The organism is Tenacibaculum sp. HL-MS23, assembly GCF_032463465.1.
In the GTDB taxonomy this organism is placed as follows: domain Bacteria; phylum Bacteroidota; class Bacteroidia; order Flavobacteriales; family Flavobacteriaceae; genus Polaribacter; species Polaribacter bernardetii.
Map to the genome: position 1 here is coordinate 131,935 of NZ_CP135989.1, position 25,741 is coordinate 157,675.

Below are 25,741 nucleotides of genomic sequence, written 5' to 3' on the forward strand. Positions count from 1 at the left end.
TTATTGTTTTTTTCTTCCCCAATAGGTGGCTAATAGCATTCCAGAGAAAACATCCCAAATACCCCAAAAGGCAGCTAGTAGCGCCATTCCACCCAAGCCTTCAAAAAATCCAAATATTAATAGTAAACCTAATCCACCATTCTGAATGCCGGTTTCTATGGCAATTGTTTTAGAATCAGATTTGTTTAAACCAAAAATTTTGGCAGTTGAGTATCCAAGTACATATGCAAAGATATTATGAAAAACCACTAAGAATAATACATGATGAATATAATTCGTAAAAATGGATAAATTCTGAGAGAAAGCAATTACAATTAATAAGATAAACACGGTCATAGAGAGTGGCTTTAAAACCTTCTCTATCTTATTAGCCATTTCAGAATGATAATGTTTTATAAGCATTCCTAATAGTAATGGAATACCTAAAATTAAAGAAACAAGTTTAAATAACTCAAACGGATTCAACTCTACCGTCTTTAAAATAGCGTTTGTAGGTTCATATAAACTTCCCCAAAAATGTAAGTTAAGAGGAGTCATTACAATACATAAAAGTGTTGCAAAAGCAGTTAAACTGACAGATAAAGCAGCATTACCACCAGCCATCTTACTAAAGAAGTTAGATACATTTCCGCCAGGACAGGCTGCAATCATCATCATTCCTAGGGCAAAACTAGGGTGTGGTTGTATTAAAATAATAGCTAAAAAAGTAGCAGCAGGCAACAATATAAACTGAGAAAGTACACCTACAAAAACAATTTTTGGTTTTTTTAAAAGCCGTTTAAAATCTTCTAATTTTATACCTAACGCAACACCAAACATAATTATAGCAATGGCAATATTTAAAAGCCATAAACCTTCAGTATCAAAATTTATTTTGATACTATCTATTTGTAGGTCATTAATTTTTAAAAGCATATTCTATAATGTTTGATCCCATTTTAAAAGCTTTTATTCTAGTTTCTTCAGGATTGTTATGAATTGCAGCATCTTCCCAACCATCATTTAAATCGCTTTCATAATCATAAAAAACAACTAAACGACCTTTATGAAAAAGACCAAATCCTTGAGCCGGTTTTTTATCGTGTTCATGAATTTTTGGCAATCCTTTAGTAAAGTTAAATGTTTGATTATAGATTGGGTGGTTATTCGGAATTTCTTGAAATTCACTTTTTGGGAAAACTTTTTTTAATTCTCTTCGTATATAGCTATCCAATCCATAATTGTCTGATATGTGCAAAAAACCACCGGAGATTAAATAGTTTTTAAGGTTGGTGGCTTCTTCATTTGTGAAAAATACGTTGCCATGACCGGTCATGAAAATAATAGGATAATTATTAATGGTATCATCCTCTAGTGTTATGGTATTAATATCAGTATCAATAAATGTATTTGTGTTAGTGTTACTGAATTTTATTAAGTTAGGTAATGCCGTTGGATTTGCATACCAATCACCGCCTCCTTTGTATTTTAAAATAGCAATTTGTTGAGAGAAATTAACAGAGCAAAAAAATAAAAGGATAAGAGTTAGTCTGTTTTTCATTTAGAATTTTAACAGCAATATAACAAAAAACACCAATATTTCTATTGGTGTTTAAATTTTTCCTGTTAAGGAATTATGCATAGTTGAAAATTCCCCTTAAATGTTTCAACATATAATATAAATTATAGGTCAAATATATGTGTTTTTTTGAATAAATAAAAATTTATTAACTTTTTTTTGTTAATTTAATAATTAAAATGTGTTTGTTTTACAAATAACAAAAAACACCAATAAAGATATTGGTGTTTTAATTTTCTTGTTCTTTTTCATCTTTGAGAATTACCCCAAATACGTTTTTCAAATATGATTTTTAAAAAATAAAACCCCTTCAAAAATTTTAAGTTCTTAAATATTTCATATCTACGTCAAATATAGTTTCAATTTAAAAAATAAGAGTTCGAAATCATCCAATTTGGATGATTTCGAACTTGTTTGTTCTTTTTTTAAGGCTAACTTACTGTTATTTTAGATTCTTTAAACTGTACAGGTGTGCAACCTGTATGTTTTTTAAATACGGTGTAAAATGTTGATTTAGAGTTGAAACCAGATTCTAAACCTATAGAGGTTATTGTATATTTAGCGTAATCAGTGTCTAATAAAAGTAGTTTAGCTTGTTTAACTCTTTTTTCATTTAAAAAATCGGTAAAAGACTTACCAGCTATGTTATTAATAATTAAAGAAAGTGTACTTGAACTTAATTTAGTGTCCTTTGCTAGGTTTTGTAGCGTATATTTTGATAATAAGTATTTCTTTTTTTATCAATAAAAGCATCTATTTCTATAAATTGCTCCTTGTGTTTCTCTGAAGATACTTCTTCTGATTTTAATTTAAAATCTTCAGCAACATCATTATTTAAATTAATTAATAATGATTTTCTTATGTGTTTACGTTCTTTTAATATTCTTATTTGCTTAAATCCTTGGTAACCTAACCAGTAAATAAGTACTGTAGTGTAAGCTCTAAGCGGATAATATGAAAATATAAAACCGGTAAAATTCATATTTACTTTAATAATTAAAGCAAGTATCCATAATATATAACCTACAGCCGTAAGTTGAAAAAATGTATGTATCCACTTTAAATTATCAAAAGATAGTATTTTGGTAAAAAATTTTTCTTTTTTATAAAGAATAAAAAAGGAGTATATAAAAATACCTAAAGAAGTAAATAGACTAAACATCTCTTCGAAAGATGTATAGCGTTCATATATGTAGTTTAACTTTTCTTGAGAAGGAGAATTACTGTAATTGAAAACAAAAGTAATTTGTGCCGCTATTATCACAAAAAATAAAGGAATCATTACCTTTAAGATATTGTATGATTTTTTAGATAGGCTTAAATAGTTTATTAGAAACATGTACAAAAATGGCATTGCTAAAAAATGCCAAGGTATCTGTAGGTAATCTAATGAGAATTTATGTTGAAATAGTTTTAATTCTAAAGCCCAAGACTGAATATTATTTAAGGATATGGTAAGTATCAATAAATTTAAGTAAAGCATACTTTTTTCTCTTCCGTTTTTTGAACAGAAAAGTATAATACTAAAAGCAAAACCATGCAAAGCACTAATAAGTAAAAAGAAATTAAATAGGGTGGAGGTATCCAAAAGCAATGTTTTAAATCAAATATACAAAAAAGAATTATTGATTTATAAAAGCAATGTTCTGAACCACATTTAAACCAGCAGTTTCTGTACGAAGACGGTTTTTTCCTAGTGAAATAGGAGTGAACTTAGCCGTTAAAGCTTGCGCTATTTCTTTTGTTGAAAAATCACCTTCCGGTCCAATTAAAATAGTGTATTCAGCACTTTTAGTAGCAGCATCTTTTAAGAAGTTCTCATCTTTTTTTCTTCGCAATGTGCTATGAATAATTGTGTTGTAAAATCTTGTTTGATAAACGTTGATAATTTTACAGGGTCGTTAAGTTTTGGTAAGGTAAATTGTAAAGATTGTTTCATGGCAGATTGTACAATTTTAGATAATCGCTCAATCTTAATTACTTTTCTCTCCGAATTATCACAAATAATTGGGGTAATTTCATCAATACCAATTTCGGTAGCTTTTTCTAAAAACCATTCTAACCGGTCATTGTTCTTAGTTGGTGCAATAGCTACGTGTAAATAATAATCCCTGTTATTAGGTTTTTCTTCTTTTTTTATTACCGTTGCAAGGCATTTTTTATCACTTGCAATTGCTATTTCTACTGAAAACAAAAAACCATTACCGTTTGTAATGTGTAATATATCACCTTCTTTTTTTCTTAAAACACGCACAATATGCCTGCTCTCTTCTTTGTCAAACCTAATCTGTTTAGTGTCTGGAGTGATATTGGGATTAAAAAATAACTGCATTATAAATTTAATTTATAAGTTCTTCGTCGTTTGTGTGTAGTCGGATTAAAGTCTTTCCATATTTGATGGATAGCGGTATTGTCTTCTAATTCCGGAGTTCTAATACAATTTACGATTCCTTTTTTAGAAAAAGTATCACAATATTGTTTAAAAATAATAGCAAAAACACCTTTGTTTTGGTATTCAGGCGCTACACCTATTAAATAAAAGGTAACGTCTTTTGAATTTTTTCTAGCGTTTAATAAATGAAAAAGTCCGAAAGGAAAAAGGCTACCGTTTGCTTTTTGTAAAGCTACAGAGAAAGAAGGCATTACAATAGCAAAAGCAACGAGTTTATGATCTTTATCTACCACAAACTTTATGTATTCTGGATTGATAAAACTGATGTATTTTTCTTTAAAGTGTGTTACTTGAGCATCGGAAATAGGTACATAAGTGGATAATTTTGAGTAGGCTTTGCTAAACAATTCAAACATTTCATCAACATAAGGCATAATAGCCTTGGTCGATGTAAAATCTAACGGTTTTAAACCGTACCTTCTCTGAATGATGTTACTTGCTTTTCCGTACTTTACGCCATCTACATTTTTAAAAAGAAATTTATTTTCTAAATATTCTTTTTCCTTCTTTAGTCCTAGCTGCTCAAAATGTTTCGAATAATAAGGGTGGTTGTACCAAGTAATCATGGTGCCAATATGATCAAAACCTTCAACAAGTACTCCGGTTTTATCTAAGTTGTTAAAGCCAACAGGCCCTTCCATATATTCGAGGTTGTGCGCTCTTCCTATTTCTTTAACTTTATCGAGTAAAGCTTCTGTAACTTTTACATCATCAATAACATCAAACCAACCGAATCGTATTTTTTTAATGTGTTGTTTTTCGACTTCGTACGTGTTTATAATAGCAACAACTCTTCCTACAATTTTATCATCTCTTAAAGCTATTAAAAAATTAGCTTTTGCGTTTTCAAAAACAGGATTTTTGTTTGAGTCGAAATTGTCAATTTCATCACTTATAATAGGAGGAACCCAGTTTTTATTATTCTTATAAAGAGAAAAAGGAAATTTAACAAATTGTTTCATTTCCTTTTTTGATGTTATTTCTTTAATTTTAATCATACAGCAAATGTAAGATTTTTAATTGTCCTTATTCTGCTCTTTTTCTTCTTCCTTCTTTATGTCTTCTTCTAATTTTTTTATTTCCTTCTCAAGCTTTAAACGTTCTTCTTCTTTACGTTTGGCTTCTTTTATAGCCTCTTTTTCGAGTTTAAGTCGCTCTTTTTCTTTGTTTTTGGCTTCCTTCTCTTCAAGTTTTTTTATTTCTTTCTCGAGCTTTAAACGTTCTTTTTCTTTATTTTTAACAGCTTTTTCAGCATCTTTTTTAGCTTTTTTAGCTGCTTTCTTTTCTGCTTTTGTTGTTTTTTTCTTCTGTTTTATATCTTCTTTAACAATAACATCAACTAACGATTTAGAGCGTTCTCTTCTTGGTTTGTCAATAGTTATTTCCTCTTCTTTTTCGCCTTCTTTTATCGTTATAGTTTGTTTGTCTTTCTTTTTAAATAGTCCTTTTATGTTATCAAACAAGCGGCCAAAGAAACCTTTATTTTGAGTGTATTTAGTAGTTTTTTGTGCTTCAATTTTATTACCAAACTCATCTACCTCAAGGAATTTGTCTTTGTGTCTGTTTAATCTGTACGAAACTCCAATACTTGTTGTAATACCTATTTCGTCTTGATTAAAGTTACTTCTAACAGCTGCATTAAATTGCATGTTTTCACTAAAAAGATAGGCAGCACCAACACCAATATTATTTTTACGTTCGTAGGTTTCAAAAATATCTTGCCATTCCGCAAATCCAGACCAATAATCATTAAAATTATAAGTACCCGTAACAATATATGACAGTTCGCTAAAATCGGTTCCTATATTATCATAGTAAATATTTGTTACCACATTTAATTTACTAGAAAATTCATTTTGAAGTAATAATCCAACCTTCGGACTAATACCTCCTTCTTTATGTGGTTCATTTAAGAGACTTCCAAAATTTAATCCAGCATAAATACCGATATGCGGAATCCATCTTTTGTAATCAAAAGAATGTCTTGCTCTCCAACTTCTAATTTCTTTTTTCTTGTCGTTGTATTTTGGTGCGTATATTAAATATTTAGCACCTAATGTTAAGTTTCCTAATCCTACCTTGTTGTAAGAGGATTCGAATAGGTTTTTAAAAGCTATTTTATCTCTTTGAATACTCGTGTTTAAGTTGAATTCTAATTTTTCAGAAAAAAAACTAGTTCTAAATAATAAATTCAAACCAAAAGCTTCTGGATTGCTAAAAGTAGGTGTTGCGTTTATTTTTCTAAAAAACAAATTAGTTTCAAACTGATATACACCAGAACCTACACTGTACGGACTTTCAGAAAACCCCGGACGGTTAGAGTTTATAACCGTTGTGTATTGGGCATTTACAACCAAAGTTGACAAAAAAGCAATAAACAAAAGAAGTTTCTTAATCATGTTGTAAATTCAATTAATACAATTAGTACAAACATACATAAAATACAAATTACTATATAATATAAGTTTTGTAAAGTCTTAACGCTTCGTTTTGCTTCAAATTGTTATTTTTGATTAATTTTTTATTAAAAGTTAAGATGACACATATAAATGAAGCTGGACCTATGAATTTTTTAAGAACTATATTAATAATTATACTTGTTTATTACGTGCTAAAATTTTTGGTGAAGTTATTTGCTCCTTATTTATTAAAAAAAGCGGTAGATAAAGTTCAGAAAAAAGCAGCGCAACAATATAATAATCAACAAGAAAGCACTGTTGATGAAGGAAAAACTGTTGTAGATAAAAAACCACAAGATTCAAAACAAAGCAATAATTCTGTAGGAGAATATGTTGATTTTGAAGAAATAGATTAAGCATGAATTATAAAAAAATGATTCCGTATGCGATAACAATTGTTGTTTTTGCAATTATATCGCTGCTATATTTTAATCCGGTTTTAAGCGGAAAACAAATAAAACAGAGCGACATTACCCAATTTATAGGAATGTCGAAAGAGGTAAAAGACTATAGAATTGCCAATGGCGAAGAACCTTATTGGCTAGGAAATGCTTTTAGCGGTATGCCTGCATATCAGGTTAGTGCGTATTATCCGAATGATTTCGTGCGTTATATTGATAAAGCAATTCGTTTTTTACCACGTCCTGCAGATTATCTATTTTTATATTTCTTAGGATTTTTCTTGTTACTAACTGCTTTAAAAGTAGATTGGAAACTTGCCATTTTAGGAAGTTTATCCTTTGGGTTTTCAACATATTTAATAATTATTTTCGGAGCAGGACACAATGCAAAAGCACATGCAATTGGGTATATGCCAATGGTAATAGCCGGAGTTTTATATATTTTTAGAAAACGATATTTAGTCGGGTTTGTAATTACAGCTTTGGCAATGGCTTTGGAGGTATATACAAACCACCCGCAGATGACTTATTATTTAGGTTTTTGTTTGTTGATATTGGCAATTGTAGAATTTATAGAAGCTTTTAAAACCAAAACATTACCAGTATTCGCAAAACAAGCAGCGGTATTATTGGTGGCAATGTTTATCGGTTTGGGCGTAAATTCTACCCGATTATTATCAATGAAGGAATACGGTGATTTTAGTACGCGAGGAAAATCGGAATTAACAATTACTTCTGACGGATCACCAAAAGAAAAATCTACAGGATTAGATAAATCGTACATTACCGAATATAGTTACGGAATTGCAGAAACTTTTAACTTAATAATTCCTCGTTTTATGGGCGGAGGAACGGTTGAAAAATTAGGAGAAGATTCTAGTTTTTATCAAGTCTTAGAACAAAACGCAGGTAAAAGTGTCGCCAAAGATTATTCAAATCAGGTTTTAACCTATTGGGGAACGCAACCAATTGTTGAAGCGCCCGCATATATTGGTGCTATTTTATTTTTCTTATTCTTTTTAGGAGTTTTCTTAGTAAAAGGACGTTTAAGAAATTGGTTAGTAGCCGCTACTATTTTTTCAATCATGTTAAGTTGGGGAAAGAATTTCTCAGTAATCACAAACTTTTTTATTGATTATGTGCCGTTATATAATAAGTTTAGAGCGGTTTCATCTATTCAGGTAATTGCAGAATTGTGTGTGCCGTTATTAGGAATGATCGCTTTAAGAGATTTCTTTTCATCAAAACCTACATCCGAAGAAAAAGAAGAAGCGCTAAAAAAGGCATTTTATGTTTTAGGCGGAATTACTTTGTTTTTCGCAATATTCGGATCTAGTTTATTTGCTTTTGAAGGATTAAGAGATAGCCAATATCAAGAATTACCAACTTTAATAGATGCCTTAATTTCTGATAGAAAAACAATGTTATTTAACGATAGTATTCGCTCATTTTTATTAGTTGCAGGAGCAGCAGCTTTGTTGTGGTTTTATCTAAAAGGGAAACTGAAAGAAGTGCCGCTTTTAATTATTTTAGGGAGTTTAATTGTTTTCGATTTAGTATCGGTGGATATTAAATACGTAAATAAAGAAGATTTTACATCAGCAAGAAAGGTGTTAAAACCATTTACACCAACCCAAGCTGATAAAGATATTTTAAAAGATAAAAGTTATTACCGTGTTGCCAATTTTGGTGGAAATCCGATGCAAGATGGTAGAACATCGTATTTTCATAATTCGATTGGTGGTTATCATGCTGCTAAAATGAAACGTTATCAAGAGTTGTTTGATTATCAAATAGCAAAAAATAACATCAATATATTAAATATGCTAAATGCAAAATACGTTATTGTTGGTGATGATAAATTTCAGGAAAATACCGATGCAAACGGGAATGCTTGGTTCGTTAATTCTCTAAAAATAGTAAATTCAGCAAATGAAGAGATACTTGCTTTAGATAGTTTAAATACTAAAACATCAGCTGTAATTAATGGACGAGAATTAAAAAGAAGTCCACAAGGATATATGGATTATAATAATCTATTCAAAAAAGATTCAACAGCTACAATTACATTAATTAAAAATGATGTAACAACCTTAGTTTATAAAACAGCTGCGCAAGAAAATCAGTTTGCCGTATTTTCAGAAATCTATTATAAAGATGGTTGGAATGCTTATTTAGATGGCGTTAAAACTGAACATTATCAAGTTAATTATGTACTTAGAGGTATGAATATACCAAAAGGAAAACACGAAATTGTATTTAAATACGAACCAACCGTAATACGAACCGGAAATATAATTACATTATGTTGTTATGCGTTATTATTGCTAATTCCGATTGGCTGGTTTGTAATTCGTAAGAAAAAGCAAAAATAAATTTAGAATTCAATTTTTTTAAATAAAAATTAATGAAAACATATTATCCTCAAAAGAGATATAACCACACGATAAAATTTTTAGAGAAGGTGTTACCTGCACCAGCAACTATTTTAGATTTAGGAACTAGAAATAGGTTTACAGAAATTATGGAAAATCATGGTTATACCGTGATTAATACTAAAGGTGAGGATTTAGATTTTATTACTGATGTTGTAAAAGAGCACGAAGTAGATGCAGTAACATCGTTTGAAATTTTCGAACACATGTTGGCACCTTTAAATATTTTAAAGGAAATAAAAGCAACAAAATTAATTACCACTGTTCCGTTGAAATTATGGTTCGCAAATGCCTACAGAAGTAAAACGGATGTTTGGGATAGACATTATCATGAGTTTGAAGATTGGCAATTTGATTGGTTATTAGACAAATCGGACTGGAATATTGTTGAGTCAGAAAAATGGACAAGCCCTGTTAATAAAATAGGTTTCAGACCTATATTAAGGAAATTTATTCCGAGATATTATGCGGTTTACGCAGAAAGAAAGTAGTTGTAAATGAGAATAGGAATGATATTGGATAAGGTTTTTCCGCCAGATCCTCGTGTAGAGAATGAAGCAATTGAGTTGATAAAAAACGGACATGAAGTGTTCTTGTTTTGTTTGACTTATGGAGGGGAACAGCAGGAAGAAACGATCAACCAAATTAATGTTAAGCGATACCAATCTAATAAGTTGGAGTATAAACTATCCGCTTTAGCGTACACCGTTCCTTTTTATTCATTATTGATGAAAAAGAAGATTGCTGATTTTTTGTTTCAAAATAAGATTGAAGCGATACATATTCATGATATCCGAATCGCTGATTCAGTTTTTTTAACTAATAAAAAACAGCAATTACCTGTCGTTTTAGATTTGCATGATAATATGCCTGAGGTGATGAAGTTTTATCCGCACTTGCAGAAATTTCCAGGAAAATATATCATTTCTCCAAAAAAATGGCAGCAAAAAGAAGAAGCATTTATTAAAAAGGCTGATAAAGTAATTACTGTTTCTCAAGAGTTCGTTAATGAAGTAGTTCTTAGAACTAAAATTGCTAGAAATAAAGTAATTTTAGTACCAAATACCATTCGTAAATCTTTTTACAATGCCTTTGAGCTGAATACCGCCATCATCAAAAAGTATAAAGAAAATTTTGTAATTCTTTATCTGGGAGATACGCATGTTCGTAGAGGTTTACTAACGGCAATAAAAGCTGTTGTAAAATTAAAAGAACAAATACCGACTGTTAAATTGGTAATTGTAGGTAAGAATACCACCGATTATATTTTAAAAGCAGAAGTTGAAAAGTTGAAAGTATCGAGTTTTGTTGATTTTGAAGGTTGGCAAAACGTATCGTTATTTCCGTCTTATATAAAAGCAAGCGATATTTGTATTTCACCTTTACGACGTAATATTCAACATGATGTAGCTTATGCAAATAAGTTGTTTCAATATATGAGTTTAGCAAAACCTTTATTGGTAAGTAACGCGATTGCTCAGAAAAATTTAATTGAAAAAATTAACGGAGGTTTGGTGCATGAAGCACAAAATGTAGCAGATTTTGAGGATAAAGTTTTAACATTATATAACAATCCTACTTTAAGAGAAGAATTGGGTAAAAACGGAGAAAATTTTGTTAAAAATGAATTTACTTGGGATAAAACTTCAGAAGGTTTAATCGATTTATACAATAATTTATAATTTGAAAGTACTAATTATTACATATTATTGGATTCCGGCAGGTGGTTCTGGTGTGCAGCGTTGGTTAAAATTTGTAAAATATTTACGCGATTTTAATATAGAACCTGTAGTATATACGGTTGATGAAGCTAAGTATCCTATTATAGACGAATCTTTAGCAAATGACGTTCCTAAAGATATTGAAGTAATAAAAAAAGGTATTTGGGAACCAAATGATCTTTTATCAATCTTTAAAAAGAAAGAAACCAAAACAAGTGCTGGTTTTTTAAATCCGAATCCGACTTTTTTCGGAAAAATACTACAATACGTTAGAGCTAATTATTTTATTCCGGATGCACGAAAATATTGGGTAAAACCATCTGTAAAATACCTCGAAAAATACTTGACAGAAAATAAGATTGATGCAATTATTACCACAGGTCCGCCACATAGTTTGCATTTAATCGGATTGCATTTAAAGAAAAAAACAAATGTAAAGTGGATCGCAGATTTTCGAGATCCCTGGACGGATATTGATTATTTTCATCAATTGCCATTAACTAAAAAAGCGATAAAAAAACACCATCAACTAGAAAAAGAAGTCCTTAAAAATGCCGATGCAAGTTTGGTGGTTGGTAAAACAATGAAGGCTAATTATGAGGTGTTTTCAGATAACATACACGTGGTAACAAATGGGTATGATGTTGATGAAAACACCAATAATCAAACTGTTTTAGATTCGAAATTTTCCATTACACATATCGGGTTGATGAATGCAGATAGAAATCCGAAAACGTTATGGAAAGCATTGGCCGAATTAACCGAAGAAAATACCGACTTTAAAAACGATTTAGAAATAAAACTGATTGGAAAGTTATCTGATGATGTTGTAGCAGATTTAAAAAAATACGACTTTAAAAATGTAACACGCATAAATTATGTGCCTCATAAAGAAGTACAACAGTATCAGCGAGCTTCACAGGTTTTATTATTAGCGGTAAATAAAGTGCCAAGCGCTAAAGGAATTATAACAGGAAAGATTTTTGAATATTTACAAGCAAAACGCCCTATCTTAGCAATTGGTCCGGAAGATGGTGATTTAGCGGAGATTTTAGCAAAAACAAACGCAGGTAGTATAGTTGATTTTAATGAGAAAGAGCAATTAAAAAATACAGTTAGTGATTTGTATAAAAAATACCAACAAAACTCGTTAGAAGTTTCATCTGTAAATATCGAGCAATACCATCGCAAAGAACTAACCAAACAACTATCAGTAATACTTAAACAAGTAATAAATTCTTGAAGAAAATAGTTACCATATTAGGCGCTCGTCCTCAGTTTGTAAAAGGAGCTGTGTTAAGCCGAGTGATACAAAAATATAATGAGGTTGAAGAGATAATTGTACATACTGGTCAGCATTTTGATGCCAATATGAGTGCAGTTTTTTTTGATGAAATGAAAATACCAAAGCCAAAGTATAATTTAAATATTAACGGTTTAAGTCACGGTGCCATGACAGGGCAGATGCTAGAAAAAATTGAGAAAATTTTAATAGCAGAAAAACCGGATGCAGTTGTGGTGTATGGTGATACTAATTCTACACTTGCAGGAGCTTTAGCTGCTAAGAAATTACATGTAAAAGTGGTGCATATTGAGGCTGGTTTACGTTCTTTTAACATGCAAATGCCTGAAGAAGTGAATCGTATCATAACAGATAGGATTGCTGATTTATTAAGTTGTCCTACACAAGTTGCTATGGATAATTTAGAAAAAGAAGGTTTTAATAATTTAGATATTAAGATAGAACAGCATGGGGACATTATGAAAGATGCTGTTGGATTTTACGGACAGTTTTCTGAAGAGAAATCGACTATTATAAGCGATTTAGGTCTAATAGAAAATGAATTTGTTTTGGCGACAATTCACCGTCAGGAAAATACCGATTTTAAAGAGAAATTAACTGAAGTTTTTTCTGCTTTAGAAACAATAAACACAACAAAAAAAGTAGTATTGCCATTACACCCTCGCACTAAAAAAATGTTAGCTGAGTATAATTTACAGCCTAATATTACTTTTATAGATCCTGTTGGTTATTTTGATATGTTAGAATTGTTAAAAAAATGTAGTTTGGTGGTTACCGATAGTGGAGGACTCCAAAAAGAAGCGTTTTTTAATAAAAAGCACTGCATTATAGCGAGAGAGGAAACCGAATGGACAGAACTGGTAACATATAAGTATGCTACAATTACAGGAACACATCCGAAGAAAATAACCAATGCTTTCAACGAGTTTTTAAATTCAGAAAAAACATTTAAAGAAGCGTTATATGGTAAGAATGTAGGGGAGAAAATATATAAAGCTATAGTAGCATTAATTCAAGAATAAATTGGGAATCGTATTAAGACAGTCGCTAAAAAACACCATTATAATTTACTTAGGTTTTCTAATAGGAGGTATTAACACCATATATCTATATGCTCGTTTTTTAAAAGATGAATATTATGGTTTAGCAATGTATGTATTTGCTGCTTCAAATTTATTAATGCCTGTAATTGCTTTAGGTATTCAGTTTACAATTATCAAATTCTTTGTAGCCTACAAAACTAAAAAAGAAAAAGATAGTTTTTTAAGCTCGGTTTTATTTTTACCGCTTTTAATAGCATTGCCCGTTGGTTTTGGTTGGGACTTTTTTCATGATTTAATTATGGGATATGTTGCAAAAAGTAATGTTGAAGGGAACTTAATTATTGAGAATTATACTGTTTATATTTATATTATTGCAGTAGCTTGTGCTTATTTTGAAGTTTTTTATTCTTGGGCAAAAGTGCAAATGCAGTCGGTTTTTGGTAATGTTTTAAAAGAACTTTACAATAGAGCTGCGATTATGATATTGCTATTTGCAGTAAGTTTTGAGCTGATTACCAAGCAAGAGTTTTTGTATTATATGACAGTTGCCTACGTGGCGAGAACTATATTTATGATGTTGTATGCACTTAAACTATATACACCTAAGTTAACACTATCGTTACCGTTTAATTTTAAAGAGGTTCTTAGGTATACTTTTTATATTGTTTTAGCGGGTAGTGCAGGTGCGTTTGTATTGGATATAGACAAAGTAATGATTCCTGGTAAAGACGGCTTGGCAACAGCTGCTTATTATGGTGTTGCATTATTTATTGGTACTTTTATTGAAGCACCGAGTAGGGCAATGGGGCAAATATTACAACCGCTTACTTCTAAATCTATTAATGAGAATAATGATAAAGAAACAAAGAGTTTGTATGAAAAAAGCTCTATAAATTTATTATTAGTTGGTGGGCTGTTCTTTATATTGGTAAACTGCAATGTAGATGAATTGTTTAAAATAATGCCAAATAAAAATTATGCAGGTGGCGGATTGGTGGTTTTACTAATATCTACGGCTAAATTATTTTTAATGTCTTTAGGTAATAACGGAGCGATAATTCAAAACTCTAAATTTTATAAAATTACCATGCCTGTAGGAGTAGGAATGGCATTTATGGTGTATTATTTAAATATTTTCTTTTATAACGATATAGGTATGGGTACCGAAGGTTTGGCTTTAGCTACATTGTTAACCGTATTATTCTTTAATACGTTTAAGCTTTGGTTTGTTAATCGCAAATTAAAAATGTTTCCGTACACAAAGAAAACTCTTAAAATGCTATTAATAATAGCCGTATTGTTTTTCGGATTTTATTATTGGAATTTCTCGATACCTCAATTCTCTATTAAAAACACACCGATTGATCCGATAATAAATATTATCTTAAAAAGTGTTTTAATAGTAGTGGTTTATGTAGTTGTGGTAATAAAACTAACAGTCTCAGAGCAAATGAATAATTTAGCTAATCGGTATATTAAATAATTAGGTTTTTTGTAAATAATATTTTCAAGGAGAGATAACAGCGATGTGGACGTTATTTAAGTAAACTTTTTTTAATTCGACTTAACTGTACAGGCGATACATTAAGATAAGAGGCAATATAGCGTTGTGCGATTAAATTATCGATGGTAGGTATTCTTTCCTTTAAAATTAAATATCTTTCAGTAGCAGAATGCGTAGAGATATCTATAATTACGTTCTCAGCTTTTAAGTAAGAATTTTCCATTGCCTTTATATAAAACAGGCTAAAATCATGATTTTTTAAGGTAAGCTCTTTTAATTTCAGAAAACAACCTTTATAACCAGTAACTTTAGTTAAAGCTTGGTAGTTTAAATCATAAGGAATGTTTTTTATTAAAGAGGCTAAGCTTCCTGTAAAATTAGGAGGTGTAAAAAAGAATTTTGTTACCTGTTTTCCGTCTTCAGTTTCTAAAAAAGATCTAATTAAGCCAGATTTTAAGATGAAAAAACTAGTAGTGTGTTCGTTTGTTTTAGCAAAGTATTCAAAAGGTTCGAGCTCACAATACGTAAGTCCTACCGAAAAATCTGAAATAACATTTTTAGGTAGGTCGATGTACTGAGAAAGAGTTTTTTCAATATCGTTATTCATAAAAAGCGTAATTAACAAGTTGTATCTCAAATAGAGATACTTAAATTTAAGGAAAAATAACGACAAAAAAAAATAAACGCATAAAATCAAACTTACACAAGGGGGAGTAAGTTTGATTATTTTTTAAAGTTCATATTGGGGGGAACTTTTATTAATGTAACTTGTTAATTACATTACAAATGTATAATGTTTTCTCTTTGTGTGCATTAACATATGTTTATAATGTTATAAATGATGGTTTTTTCTTATTCTACTTAACTGTACTGGTGTAATATTTAAAAAAGAAGCAATATGATATTGGTTAATTAAGTTGTCAATGCCAGGGTGGCTTTTTCTTAACTTTTCATAGCGTTCTGTAGCACTTAGCATCGATAATTCTAATACTTTAGCTTCTTCTCTTAGATAAACACTTTCTAAAACCTTATAATGAAATATAGCTACATCATGATTTTTTTTTGATAAATCATAAAAAGATTCATAATGGCACTCTATAACTTCACAATCTGTAAGACATTCGTAAATTAAACCTGAAGGCTTTTTCTGTATCAATGCACCTAAATTCCCCGAAGTTACAATAGGTGTAAAAATTGTCTTTGTATGTTCCTTGCCTTTTTCATCGACTATGTAAGACCTCATGATGCCTTTTTTTAGAATATAAAAATTAACAGGCACCTGACCAAGTTTTACTATCTTATGGTTTTTTAAGAGTGTTTTGTTTTCAATTATGTTATAAAACTCTAAAAAAGAGCTTTCAGAAACATTATGGACGCTGTAAACAAAATTTCTTAAAAATTCCATGATAAAAGTACTGTATTTGGGTTCTATCCAAAGCTACATTTTTTATCAAAGCAAAAGAAATTTATTTTTAATTTCTTTATGAGGTACAAGTAATAAAGTTAGGTTATAAAGCAATATCGACTTAGTATTCTATACTCGTTTTTTCTAAAAGGCTAATAGCATTAGGGCCTTCCATAAAAAGTAAGTCTAATATAGATAAGTTGGGAATAAAACCATGTTTATCATCAAACATCTGAATGTAAGACTCCATCTTTACTTCAATCCCTTTTTTAGCAATTGCTAAATCTCTATAATCTGTAATAGTCGGACTTACCTCGTAGTTTTCGGATGTAGCAAAAGAAGTGTCTATTTGCAAAGCATCCGCAATAAACAAATGAGTATCTATATTTACATCGTGCAGGTATTTGTAATCTCTAGTAAATATTTTAACAATATCATCTTCATAAAACTCAAAGAAAGGTGAAGAACGATAAGCCGATTGCAGCGATTTTAAATGCTGCTGCTGCCATGGTGAATCGTTTTCGACTAAAGTGTCTTTTGTTTTTTTTCGGCTTGTTTTAAGCAGGTGTTTTACTGGAACGTTTAAGCTTAGCTTGCCGTTAGCACCAAAAATATAGCACCTGTTTCGGTAGGTTTGTTTTTGATAATTATCATCAAGCTCAAAAACAACCGAATCAGATGTACTGATTGCTGCGTATTGTGAAATAGGCGCAAAATATGTGGGAATAAAAAGTGACATTATGCTTTCTTTTTACCTTTTCTGTAACTATAAAAGCTATAACCTGCAATTAAAACAAGTACGAGCCATAAATAAGAAGTAGGTTTTCCGCTACCGCCAACAGTGGTAAACATTCTGTCCCAACGAATAGATTTTACTTTTGCTCCAAAATCTAAGATTGAAATACTTGGGTCCCAACTTAACCAAATCATAACAGGTCTTCCAACCACATGGTCAAACGGGACATATCCCCAGTTTCTAGCATCTAAAGAACGCTGACGGTTGTCACCCATCATCCAGTAATAATCTTGCTTAAACGTGTAGTTTTTAGCTTTTTTACCGTTGATGTATATGTCGTTACCAAAAATAGTTAAATCGTTATTTTCATATCTTCGGATGATTTGCTCGTAAAACGGAATCGTACTTTCATTTAAAGCAACTGTAGCTCCCTTTTTAGGAATATAAAGCGGTCCGAAATTGTCTGAAGACCAAGCGTATTTTGGGTTGTGAGGAAAAACAGTAGGATCGTATGTGCCTTTCGGACTTAAATTTTTCTCGATACTTTTTACCAGTGGGTTTTTCTTTAAAGAGGCAGCTTCATCATCAGTAAGGTTTAAATAGTAAACGCCATCGTTAGACATTTTACCTTCTCTGTTCTTGTTGTATTCTCTTATAATAGTTTGTGATAATTCTTTTCCGTCTGTATCAATTTTAAAGTACCATTGTGGTTTTGCTCTGTCTGGTAATACCGTTTTCTTTCCGTTTATAAATACATAGCCATCACGAACCTCTAAGGTGTCACCAGCAATACCAGTGGCTCTTTTTACGTAATTGGTTCTTTTATCAATAGGCTTGTAAGTTGCTTTTCCTGATCTATCTCCCCACATTAGAGCTAATGTATCTGCCGGCCAGCTAAAAACAACTATATCGTTGCGTTTGATGTTCTGAAAACCTGGCAAACGCATGTAGGGTAGAGACAATTTGTTTAAAATCCCTTCTTTGTTTTTATCATCAGAAATAAAAGATTTACTTCCTAAAATAGGCAATGTATCGTGTGCCATAGGTGCAGCTATAGTTGTACTAGGTATGCGCGCACCATAATGAAATTTACTTACAAATAAATAATCACCTACTAATAAGGTTTTTTCTAAAGATGAAGTAGGAATTGTATAGGGTTGCATAACGTAGGTGTGCACTAAAGTAGCTGCTATAATAGCAAAAGCAATAGAGCTAACCCATTCACCTAAAGCAGAGCGTGGTTGTAAACTTCTATTCGCTATATAAGGTGTTTCGGTAGCGTAGTTGATATAAAAAATATAAAAACCTAAAGTGAAAATCGATAAAAGAGTGTCTTTTTTTTCATTAAAACCAAAACTTCTACACGTTTCTACCCAAATAATAGGAAACATTAATAGGTTTACGATGGGAATAAATAATAATAGTACCCACCATTTTGGGCGATTTATAATTTGCATTAAAACCACAGCATTGTAAACAGGTATTGCAGCTTCCCAAGCTTTTCTTCCTGCTTTAACGTATAATTTCCAAGTTCCTAAAAAATGGATAACCTGAATTATTAAGAAGCATAAAAACCATTCGGTAAATGTCATAATATGTATATTTTGTGTTCCTAAAAGGAATAAAATTTAATGTTATTAGTGAGCTTTTTTTATTTTTTGTTACGCAATTAACCTAAGTTTAACACATCTCGCATGGTGTAAACACCTGTTTTATGAACAAGCCATTCGGCAGCTATAACCGCACCTAAAGCAAAACCGTGTCTGTTATGCGCAGTATGTTTAATAGCAATAGTATCAATGTCTGATTGGTAGCTTACGGTATGCGTTCCTGGTACATCTGGAGTTCTAACAGCGGTAATAGGGATGTTTTTTTCGGATGTTTTAGTAGCTAATTCCCAGTTTTCTTTAGAGGAGTTTGCTACGATTCCGTCAGCCAAGGTAATAGCGGTTCCGCTAGGTGCATCTAATTTTTTTGTATGATGAATTTCTTCAATAGATACATTGTAGGTATTTAAAGTATCCATCATTTTAGCCAATTGTTTGTTTAGTTCAAAAAAAATAGTAACCCCTAAACTAAAATTAGATGCATAAATAAAAGCACCTTTTTTCTCGTTACATAAAGCGGTAATCGATTCGTATTTATCAAGCCAACCTGTGGTTCCTGAAATTACGGGGATGTTATTTTGTATACAATTACTGATATTATTGTAAGCCGAATCAGGTACGCTAAAATCAATAGCGATATCAGCTTTTGTAATATCATACGTGTCTTTTCCTGAGCTTTTAATAACTATTTCATGGCCTCTTTGTAAAGCAATTTTTTCAATTTCTTTACCCATTCTACCATAACCAAGTAAGGCTATTTTCATTTAAAAAGAGTATTTTAATGTTAATCCTACTTTAGGAGCTTCTATAAAAAGCGGATCTGGATATACCATCGGTTTTAAAGATAAACTGTCGTCAGTGTCAAACTGTAATAAATGTGCATTTACACTAGCCTCTACAATTTGCAAAACATATATTAATACACCTGTTAAAAGTGATAAATCTCTATTTTTTCTAAGTACTTTCTGAGCATTTTCAAGTCCGTCATTAGAAATTATAGTGTTTCCGTTCTCGTCGGTAAATTCATCTTTTAACCCTTGTTTTCGAAGTTTAAAAGCAGTTCTATAGCGATCGTATTCGTTACTATTATCTAAATAATAATAAGCACTTGTTCCTATTGCCGCCCAAACGATTGGTGCTTTCCAATATTTTTTATTATAAATTTGTCCTGCTCCAGGAAAAATAGCTGAATAAAAAGCTGCTTTAGATGGAGATAGCGGATTGTATTTATCACTACCTAATTGTAGTTGTTTAGCGCGTATAGCGGTAGAATCTTTTTGAGCAAATAAGAGTTGACTCAAAAAAAAACTAAAAAGAACAAATATGAGTGTGCGAATATTCAAGTTACTTTAATAGTTTTTTAATACGATTAAAGTCTTCTTCTGAGGTAAAAGGAATCGAAATTTTCCCTTTTCCCTTATTATTTACACTAACAGCTACCTTGTTGCCAAAATAATTACTCATGTCTTTTACGCTTTCAGTAATAAAAGTAGGGACTGTTTTCTTTTTTGCGATTTTAGCTACAATACCCGATTTTAAACTTTTTACCAATTCTTCGGTTTGACGAACAGAAAGTTTATCTCTAACGATTTTTTCATAAACCGTTAATTGATTTTCGGTATTAAAAATACTAATCAACGCACGGCCATGTCCCATAGATATAAAACCGTCTCGCATACCTGTTTGAATAATTGGGTCTAGTTTTAATAAGCGTAAGTAATTGGTAACGGTAGATCTTTTTTTACCTACCCGAACACTTAATTCTTCTTGGGTTAACTGAATTTCATCAATTAAACGCTGGTAAGAAAGTGCTACTTCAATAGGATCTAAGTTTTTACGCTGAATATTTTCAACCAATGCCATTTCTAGCATTTCTTGATCGTTCGCTAAACGAATATAAGCGGGTACTGTTTTATTACCTATTAATTTAGAGGCTCTAAAACGACGTTCACCAGAAACTAATTGAAACTTGTTATTGGCTAACTTTCGTACGGTAATAGGTTGTATAACACCTAATTGTTCTATAGAATTCGCCAACTCACGTAAAGCTTCTTCATCAAAATAGGTTCTAGGCTGAAAAGGATTCATTTCTATTGAATCTAATCCAATTTCAATGATATTTCCTACTAATTTATCCGCGTTTTTATCATCAGCAGAATTTACTTCAGCAGTTTCAGTTAATAAAGCTGATAAACCTCTTCCTAAAGCTCTTTTTTTAGTTGCTTTTGCCATGCTACAGTACTTATGCGTTTTTAGTTAAAATTTCGTTCGCCAAATTTAAGTAATTTACAGCACCTTTACTGGTTGCATCGTATGAAATTATACTTTCACCATAACTAGGCGCTTCACTTAAACGAATATTTCGGTGAACAATTGTATCAAAAACCATTGAGCTAAAGTGTTTTTTAACTTCTTCTACAACTTGGTTAGAAAGTCGTAAACGAGAATCAAACATGGTTAATAATAATCCTTCAATATCTAAATCTGGATTGTGAATTTTTTGAACACTTTTAATCGTATTTAATAATTTACCCAAGCCTTCTAAGGCAAAATATTCACATTGAATAGGTATGATAACAGCGTCGGCAGCTACTAAAGAGTTTAATGTAATTAACCCTAAAGAAGGAGCGCAGTCTATTAATATATAGTCGTAGTCGTCTTTTATATCTACCAATGCTTTTTTAAGCATGTATTCTCTTTCTTGCTTGTCTACCAATTCTATTTCAATAGCAACAAGATCTATATGAGCAGGAATTAAATCTACATTAGGAGAACTCGTTTTTACAATAGTTTCTTTAGCTGATATCGTGTGTTCTAAAACTTGGTAGGTTCCAAACTCAATACTTTCAACATCTAAACCTAAGCCAGAAGTGGCGTTAGCTTGTGGGTCGGCATCTATTAATAATACCTTTTTTTCTAAAACACCTAATGATGAGGCTAAATTGATAGAGGTAGTAGTTTTACCTACACCACCTTTTTGATTTGCAATTGCGATTATTTTACCCATTGTGATTTATAAAAAGTTTGAAAGAGGTAAATTTACAATTATTTATCATTTTTAAAAGCGAAAGATGTTAACAAAAAGAAATACCAAACTTTAGGAATATAAAAAAGCCACATAATTGAATATGTGGCTTTTATGATTTTATGTTAACTGTTTTATGCGTTTAACATCACAGGCATTACTAACATCGTAACTTGTTCACCTTCGTCAGTTCCGTCGATTGGCGTTAAAATTCCAGCGCGATTTGGTAAAGACATTTCTATTAATACATCGTTTGCATTTAAGTTGTTTAACATCTCGCTTAAAAAACGTGAGTTAAAACCAATTTGCATGTCATCTCCTTGATAATCACAGTGTAATCGTTCGTCTGCTTTGTTTGAATAGTCTAAATCTTCGGCAGAGATATTTAATTCCGTTCCAGCCATTTTTAAACGAATCTGATGTGTTGTTTTGCTAGAGAAAATAGAAACACGACGAACAGAGTTTAAGAAAGAAGCTCTGTCTACCGTTAATTTATTCGGATTCTCTTTAGGGATTACCGCTTCGTAATTAGGGTATTTCCCGTCGATTAAACGACAAACTAACACCACATTGCCAAAAGTGAATTTAGCGTTTGTATCGTTGTATTCTATGGTAACATTATTATCCGACCCGCTTAAAATTCCTTTTAATAAATTTAAAGGTTTTTTAGGCATAATGAATTCTGCAGATTTATCAGCAGTAACATCGGTACGCGTATATTTAACTAGTTTGTGAGCATCTGTAGCTACAAAAGTTAATTCTTTTGAGTTAAACTGAAAAAATACACCACTCATTACTGGTCTTAAATCATCATTTCCTGCAGCAAATATTGTTTTTGAAATTGCCGTGGCTAAAATGTTAGACGGAATATCAGTACTGCTAGGAGAAGGTAATTCAACAGCTTTAGGAAATTCTTCACCGCTAAAATAAGCCATGTCGTATTTACCTTGCTCAGAAATAATTTCTATAGTACTATCACTTTCTGCTTTAAAAGTAAGTGGTTGCTCTGGGAAGGTTTTTAAAGTGTCTAATAATAAACGAGCATTAATAGCTATAGATCCGGTATCAGTACTTTCTACTTCAATAACCGATGTCATTGTTGTTTCAAGATCTGATGCTGAGATTTGAAGTTCGTTGTTAGCTAGTTCGAACAAAAAATTGTCTAAAATAGGTAATGTGTTATTGCTGTTTATAACCCCTCCTAAAACTTGTAATTGTTTTAATAACTGCGAGCTAGATACGATAAATTTCATTTAGTATAGTTTCTGTATATTAGATGTACAAATATATCTTAATTTGATGGTTATAAAAATTATTTTTTCAATCATCAAAAAAGTTAATTAAACTGGTAGTTAAAAAGCAGGGTTCCGTAAAAATTACCTTTTGGTACGCGCATGCTTTTCAGCTTTTTTGTATGGTAGTTTATAGCATAACCAAAATTAAAACGATTGGCAGTAAAACGAATGCCTATTTCAGCTGTAAACTTAAAAGGTTCAATGTCGTAAGTAATGGGACTGCTGTCATTTAAAAAACTACCTTCAATTGTTGCGTCATAGGCAACATAGCTAAACATAGGTTTTATATATAAAAAAGACTCAATTTCGTTGTTGAAATTGGTGTTTTCATTGTTTAGGTTTGCATTGAAAGCAATGGAGTTTATAATTTTCTGAAGTGGTTTTAGTCCGATACGTCCATAAAATCCTGTTGAGAAATCAGTATAAACGGTTCCGATTCTGATATTGTTAACCCAGTTAACATCAAGGTAGTTGTCGTTTGCTAGTTTTTTTATGTAGGCTATTTTTAAGTTCACTGCGAGAGCATCAGAAATCTGATCTTCCCACCCAATCGCCTTTTTAAAACCATATATTTCGTGAATAAAATCTTGCATCGGTTTGCTAAGCGCAGACGGACCAAGTGCACCAAGCTGTAATGTTGTTTTTAGAATAGTTTCATTTTTATAAAAACGATGTATACCAAAACTACCAAATAAATAACCTGCAAATGGGCGATCGTGATCACTGCTTTGCTCAACAGTAGCTTTAAATGGCGTATACATATGATGGCCAATTTGAATCTCGAAAATCTTTTTTTCAAGTTTTTCAGTTGTATTGTTGCTTAAATAGCGATACGAAAAAAACATACCATTGGTATAATACCTATCTTGATTAGGGGAGATATATAAATCATTATCGTTTAAAAAACTGAATTCTTTGGCGTATTTTCGTTGTGAGAAAAGGCTGATAGATGACAAGAGAATAAAAAAAAGATTTTTTGTTTCATAGCAGCTAATATCGTCTTATTTTAGCAATGTTAGGGTTAAATTAGTAGCAATTCAACGTATTTTTTACATGGGAAAGAAAGCAAAACTTACAATTGATGATTTTGAAAGTGTTTCAACAAACGATCAATTGTTGTCTTTAATTAAAGAGAAGGGAGTTTCTGTAGATAAAGTTAAAGAGAAAATAGCATACGAGAAGGAGTTGAAAAAACTTCAGATAGAATTAGTGAAATTACAGCAGTGGATAGCTAAAAATAACAAACGAGTAGCGGTTATTTTCGAAGGGAGAGATGCTGCTGGAAAAGGCGGAAATATACGTCGTTTTATGGAGCATTTAAATCCGCGTTCTATGCGTTTGGTAGCTTTGAATAAACCAACGGTTGTCGAAAAAGGACAGTGGTATTTTCAGCGATATATTAAAGAATTACCAGATCCAGGTGAGATTGTTTTTTTTGATCGTAGCTGGTATAATCGTGCTGTGGTAGAGCCTGTAATGGGGTTTTGTACAAAGGTAGAGTACGATAAGTTTTTAGTACAGGTGCCTGAGTTTGAACATATGTTGTATGAAGATGGTGTGGTAATTATTAAGTTTTGGTTGTCGATATCTAAAGACGAGCAAATGCGCAGATTTGATGCGCGTAATGATGATCCTTTAAAAAGATGGAAATTTAGTCCTGTTGATAAAAAAGGACAAGAATTGTGGAGCGATTATAGTTTCTATAAAGAAGAGATGTTTAGTAAAACACACACTTCTTACAGTCCTTGGATAGTGGTGAAAACAAATGATAAAAAGAAAGCGAGAATTGAGTGTATGCGTCATGTGTTGTCACAGTTTGATTATCAAGAAAGAGAAGATGTTAAAATGTCAACAAATCCAGATCCTAATATCGTAATGCGTTATTATCGCTCAGTAAATCACTTAGATTAATATGGAAAAGTTAACACAAAAAGATGTAAATAAACTAAATACTACCAAAGGGCTTAAAGCACTTTTGTCGAAGCCTTTTAATATAGAAAGGGCGGTTAGATATGTAGATTATGAGCGTAAATTAAAAAAATTACAGGTAGAGTTAATTCGTTTGCAAAAATGGGGGATTAATAATAATGAACGTATTATTGTTATTTTTGAAGGTAGAGATGCTGCGGGTAAAGGTGGTGCAATACGTAGAATTACAGAAAGAATAAATCCGCGTCATATGCGTATTGTGGCATTACCAAAGCCCAATGAAGATGAAAAAACGCAATGGTATTTTCAACGGTATGTACGAAAATTTCCAAAGGCAGGTGAAATTGTTTTCTTTGATCGTAGTTGGTATAATCGAGCAGTGGTAGAGCCTGTAAACGGATTTTGTACGCAAGAAGAATATCAGGTTTTTATGAATCAGGTAAATGATTTTGAAAGAATGATTTTAGAATCTGGAATCCGATTGGTGAAAATATATATGTCTATCAATAAAAAAGAACAGGCAAAACGTTTTAAGGATATTATTAATAACCCATTAAAGCAATGGAAAATAACACCGGTAGATAAAAGAGCGCAGGAGCTTTGGGATGATTATACTGAGTATAAACGAGCAATGTTTTCCAAAACAAATACGTCAATATCTCCTTGGAAAGTGATTAGAGCAAACAGAAAAACGTTAGCGCGTATTGATGTTATAAACCATATTTTAAAAAGTATTCCTTACGATAAAAATACAGTAGTGTAAATTACTGTATTTTAAAATTTGCAATCTTTGGATGTTGTTATGTTTCACGTCATGCTGAAGCTATTTCGGCATTGCATCAATTTAGGAGGGCACGAATACTATTTT

General features: G+C 31.3%; 25 protein-coding genes and 1 pseudogene. 9 read left to right on the forward strand and 17 right to left on the reverse strand.

Annotated elements, in window-relative coordinates; translation table 11 throughout:
• From RRF68_RS00645 to RRF68_RS00670, 7 genes and pseudogenes are all read right to left on the reverse strand, one after another.
• Entirely contained in the window at positions 1-915 is a 915-nt protein-coding gene (locus RRF68_RS00645) for a bile acid:sodium symporter family protein (protein WP_218772937.1), read from the reverse strand.
• Positions 899-1,540, reverse strand: a complete 642-nt coding sequence (locus RRF68_RS00650; RefSeq protein WP_315944648.1) for a DUF4159 domain-containing protein — start codon at positions 1,538-1,540, stop codon at positions 899-901. Before RRF68_RS00650 ends, RRF68_RS00645 begins: the two co-directional genes overlap by 17 nt.
• A gap of 449 nt (positions 1,541-1,989) precedes the next feature.
• The gene (locus tag RRF68_RS12795; RefSeq protein WP_410016848.1) at positions 1,990-2,214 is read right to left on the reverse strand and encodes a helix-turn-helix domain-containing protein; all 225 of its coding nucleotides are present in this window, start codon (positions 2,212-2,214) and stop codon (positions 1,990-1,992) included.
• Positions 2,215-2,252: 38 nt separating this feature from the next.
• Positions 2,253-3,146, reverse strand: coding sequence for a hypothetical protein (locus tag RRF68_RS00655; protein ID WP_315944649.1), 894 nt, complete (start codon positions 3,144-3,146; stop codon positions 2,253-2,255).
• A gap of 34 nt (positions 3,147-3,180) precedes the next feature.
• Positions 3,181-3,890 (reverse strand): annotated as a pseudogene (locus RRF68_RS00660) (16S rRNA (uracil(1498)-N(3))-methyltransferase).
• Positions 3,890-5,008, reverse strand: coding sequence for a GTP cyclohydrolase (locus tag RRF68_RS00665; protein WP_275314649.1), 1,119 nt, complete (start codon positions 5,006-5,008; stop codon positions 3,890-3,892). The pseudogene RRF68_RS00660 and the gene RRF68_RS00665 overlap by 1 nt, the downstream one beginning before the upstream one ends.
• A gap of 18 nt (positions 5,009-5,026) precedes the next feature.
• Positions 5,027-6,409, reverse strand: coding sequence for a transporter (locus RRF68_RS00670; protein ID WP_315944650.1), 1,383 nt, complete (start codon positions 6,407-6,409; stop codon positions 5,027-5,029).
• Positions 6,410-6,546: 137 nt separating this feature from the next.
• On the opposite strand from RRF68_RS00670, the gene RRF68_RS00675 reads away from it, so the two are divergent.
• The 7 genes from RRF68_RS00675 to RRF68_RS00705 are packed head-to-tail and all read left to right on the forward strand — an operon-like array spanning position 6,547 to position 14,855.
• Entirely contained in the window at positions 6,547-6,825 is a 279-nt protein-coding gene (locus tag RRF68_RS00675; RefSeq protein WP_275314646.1) for a DUF4834 family protein, read from the forward strand.
• A 2-nt stretch (positions 6,826-6,827) separates the two neighbouring features.
• Positions 6,828-9,245, forward strand: coding sequence for a YfhO family protein (locus tag RRF68_RS00680; protein WP_315944651.1), 2,418 nt, complete (start codon positions 6,828-6,830; stop codon positions 9,243-9,245).
• A gap of 32 nt (positions 9,246-9,277) precedes the next feature.
• Positions 9,278-9,796 carry a methyltransferase domain-containing protein gene (locus tag RRF68_RS00685; RefSeq protein ID WP_275314643.1) on the forward strand — a complete coding sequence of 173 codons (519 nt, stop codon included), beginning with the start codon at positions 9,278-9,280 and terminating at the stop codon, positions 9,794-9,796.
• An 18-nt stretch (positions 9,797-9,814) separates the two neighbouring features.
• Positions 9,815-10,987, forward strand: a complete 1,173-nt coding sequence (locus tag RRF68_RS00690) for a glycosyltransferase family 4 protein (protein WP_315944652.1) — start codon at positions 9,815-9,817, stop codon at positions 10,985-10,987.
• Between the two features lies 1 nt (position 10,988).
• Entirely contained in the window at positions 10,989-12,269 is a 1,281-nt protein-coding gene (locus RRF68_RS00695; protein WP_315944653.1) for a glycosyltransferase family 4 protein, read from the forward strand.
• Positions 12,266-13,351, forward strand: coding sequence for a non-hydrolyzing UDP-N-acetylglucosamine 2-epimerase (gene wecB, locus RRF68_RS00700; protein ID WP_315944654.1), 1,086 nt, complete (start codon positions 12,266-12,268; stop codon positions 13,349-13,351). The genes RRF68_RS00695 and wecB overlap by 4 nt, the downstream gene beginning before the upstream one ends.
• A gap of 1 nt (position 13,352) precedes the next feature.
• Positions 13,353-14,855: a lipopolysaccharide biosynthesis protein gene (locus tag RRF68_RS00705; RefSeq protein ID WP_275314636.1), complete on the forward strand. Its 1,503-nt coding sequence runs from the start codon at positions 13,353-13,355 to the stop codon at positions 14,853-14,855.
• A gap of 52 nt (positions 14,856-14,907) precedes the next feature.
• Here RRF68_RS00705 and RRF68_RS00710 read toward each other — a convergent pair whose 3' ends face one another.
• From RRF68_RS00710 to RRF68_RS00755, 10 genes are all read right to left on the reverse strand, one after another.
• Complete coding sequence (locus tag RRF68_RS00710; RefSeq protein ID WP_315944655.1) at positions 14,908-15,483, reverse strand: Crp/Fnr family transcriptional regulator; 576 nt, start codon at positions 15,481-15,483, stop codon at positions 14,908-14,910.
• Between the two features lie 225 nt (positions 15,484-15,708).
• Positions 15,709-16,281, reverse strand: coding sequence for a Crp/Fnr family transcriptional regulator (locus RRF68_RS00715; RefSeq protein ID WP_275314633.1), 573 nt, complete (start codon positions 16,279-16,281; stop codon positions 15,709-15,711).
• Between the two features lie 121 nt (positions 16,282-16,402).
• Entirely contained in the window at positions 16,403-17,020 is a 618-nt protein-coding gene (locus tag RRF68_RS00720) for a WbqC family protein (RefSeq protein ID WP_315944656.1), read from the reverse strand.
• Positions 17,020-18,609 (reverse strand): signal peptidase I, encoded by a 1,590-nt coding sequence (gene lepB, locus RRF68_RS00725; RefSeq protein WP_315944657.1) that lies wholly within the window; start codon positions 18,607-18,609, stop codon positions 17,020-17,022. Before lepB ends, RRF68_RS00720 begins: the two co-directional genes overlap by 1 nt.
• Positions 18,610-18,686: 77 nt before the next feature.
• On the reverse strand, positions 18,687-19,388 hold the full coding sequence (gene dapB / locus RRF68_RS00730; protein WP_275314629.1) for a 4-hydroxy-tetrahydrodipicolinate reductase: 702 nt from the start codon (positions 19,386-19,388) through the stop codon (positions 18,687-18,689).
• Entirely contained in the window at positions 19,389-19,925 is a 537-nt protein-coding gene (locus RRF68_RS00735) for a DUF5683 domain-containing protein (RefSeq protein ID WP_275314628.1), read from the reverse strand.
• A 43-nt stretch (positions 19,926-19,968) separates the two neighbouring features.
• Positions 19,969-20,856, reverse strand: a complete 888-nt coding sequence (locus tag RRF68_RS00740; RefSeq protein ID WP_275314625.1) for a ParB/RepB/Spo0J family partition protein — start codon at positions 20,854-20,856, stop codon at positions 19,969-19,971.
• Between the two features lie 10 nt (positions 20,857-20,866).
• A complete protein-coding gene (locus tag RRF68_RS00745) occupies positions 20,867-21,631 on the reverse strand; it encodes a ParA family protein (protein WP_275314624.1) in 765 nt (254 codons plus the stop codon).
• 152 nt (positions 21,632-21,783) lie between these two features.
• The gene (gene dnaN / locus RRF68_RS00750) at positions 21,784-22,902 is read right to left on the reverse strand and encodes a DNA polymerase III subunit beta (protein WP_315944658.1); all 1,119 of its coding nucleotides are present in this window, start codon (positions 22,900-22,902) and stop codon (positions 21,784-21,786) included.
• Between the two features lie 83 nt (positions 22,903-22,985).
• Positions 22,986-23,939, reverse strand: coding sequence for a lipid A deacylase LpxR family protein (locus RRF68_RS00755; protein ID WP_410016849.1), 954 nt, complete (start codon positions 23,937-23,939; stop codon positions 22,986-22,988).
• Positions 23,940-23,997: 58 nt separating this feature from the next.
• On the opposite strand from RRF68_RS00755, the gene ppk2 (RRF68_RS00760) reads away from it, so the two are divergent.
• Both ppk2 (RRF68_RS00760) and ppk2 (RRF68_RS00765) read left to right on the forward strand, forming a co-directional pair.
• Entirely contained in the window at positions 23,998-24,855 is an 858-nt protein-coding gene (gene ppk2 / locus RRF68_RS00760) for a polyphosphate kinase 2 (RefSeq protein ID WP_218772915.1), read from the forward strand.
• A 1-nt stretch (position 24,856) separates the two neighbouring features.
• On the forward strand, positions 24,857-25,636 hold the full coding sequence (gene ppk2 / locus RRF68_RS00765) for a polyphosphate kinase 2 (protein WP_275314612.1): 780 nt from the start codon (positions 24,857-24,859) through the stop codon (positions 25,634-25,636).
• Positions 25,637-25,741 lie beyond the last annotated feature (105 nt).

Bases quoted from the DNA above. Each gene is read 5' to 3' on its own strand.
- RRF68_RS00745 (WP_275314624.1), bottom strand. From the start codon at position 21,631: ATGGGTAAAATAATCGCAATTGCAAATCAAAAAGGTGGTGTAGGTAAA.
- RRF68_RS00685 (WP_275314643.1), top strand. From the start codon at position 9,278: ATGAAAACATATTATCCTCAAAAGAGATATAACCACACGATAAAATTT.
- RRF68_RS00670 (WP_315944650.1), bottom strand. From the start codon at position 6,409: ATGATTAAGAAACTTCTTTTGTTTATTGCTTTTTTGTCAACTTTGGTT.
- RRF68_RS00680 (WP_315944651.1), top strand. From the start codon at position 6,828: ATGAATTATAAAAAAATGATTCCGTATGCGATAACAATTGTTGTTTTT.
- RRF68_RS00690 (WP_315944652.1), top strand. From the start codon at position 9,815: ATGATATTGGATAAGGTTTTTCCGCCAGATCCTCGTGTAGAGAATGAA.
- lepB (WP_315944657.1), bottom strand. From the start codon at position 18,609: ATGACATTTACCGAATGGTTTTTATGCTTCTTAATAATTCAGGTTATC.
- dnaN (WP_315944658.1), bottom strand. From the start codon at position 22,902: ATGAAATTTATCGTATCTAGCTCGCAGTTATTAAAACAATTACAAGTT.
- RRF68_RS00740 (WP_275314625.1), bottom strand. From the start codon at position 20,856: ATGGCAAAAGCAACTAAAAAAAGAGCTTTAGGAAGAGGTTTATCAGCT.
- RRF68_RS00665 (WP_275314649.1), bottom strand. From the start codon at position 5,008: ATGATTAAAATTAAAGAAATAACATCAAAAAAGGAAATGAAACAATTT.
- RRF68_RS00650 (WP_315944648.1), bottom strand. From the start codon at position 1,540: ATGAAAAACAGACTAACTCTTATCCTTTTATTTTTTTGCTCTGTTAAT.
- ppk2 (WP_275314612.1), top strand. From the start codon at position 24,857: ATGGAAAAGTTAACACAAAAAGATGTAAATAAACTAAATACTACCAAA.
- RRF68_RS00675 (WP_275314646.1), top strand. From the start codon at position 6,547: ATGACACATATAAATGAAGCTGGACCTATGAATTTTTTAAGAACTATA.
- dapB (WP_275314629.1), bottom strand. From the start codon at position 19,388: ATGAAAATAGCCTTACTTGGTTATGGTAGAATGGGTAAAGAAATTGAA.
- RRF68_RS00715 (WP_275314633.1), bottom strand. From the start codon at position 16,281: ATGGAATTTTTAAGAAATTTTGTTTACAGCGTCCATAATGTTTCTGAA.
- RRF68_RS00710 (WP_315944655.1), bottom strand. From the start codon at position 15,483: ATGAATAACGATATTGAAAAAACTCTTTCTCAGTACATCGACCTACCT.
- ppk2 (WP_218772915.1), top strand. From the start codon at position 23,998: ATGGGAAAGAAAGCAAAACTTACAATTGATGATTTTGAAAGTGTTTCA.
- RRF68_RS00720 (WP_315944656.1), bottom strand. From the start codon at position 17,020: ATGTCACTTTTTATTCCCACATATTTTGCGCCTATTTCACAATACGCA.
- RRF68_RS00645 (WP_218772937.1), bottom strand. From the start codon at position 915: ATGCTTTTAAAAATTAATGACCTACAAATAGATAGTATCAAAATAAAT.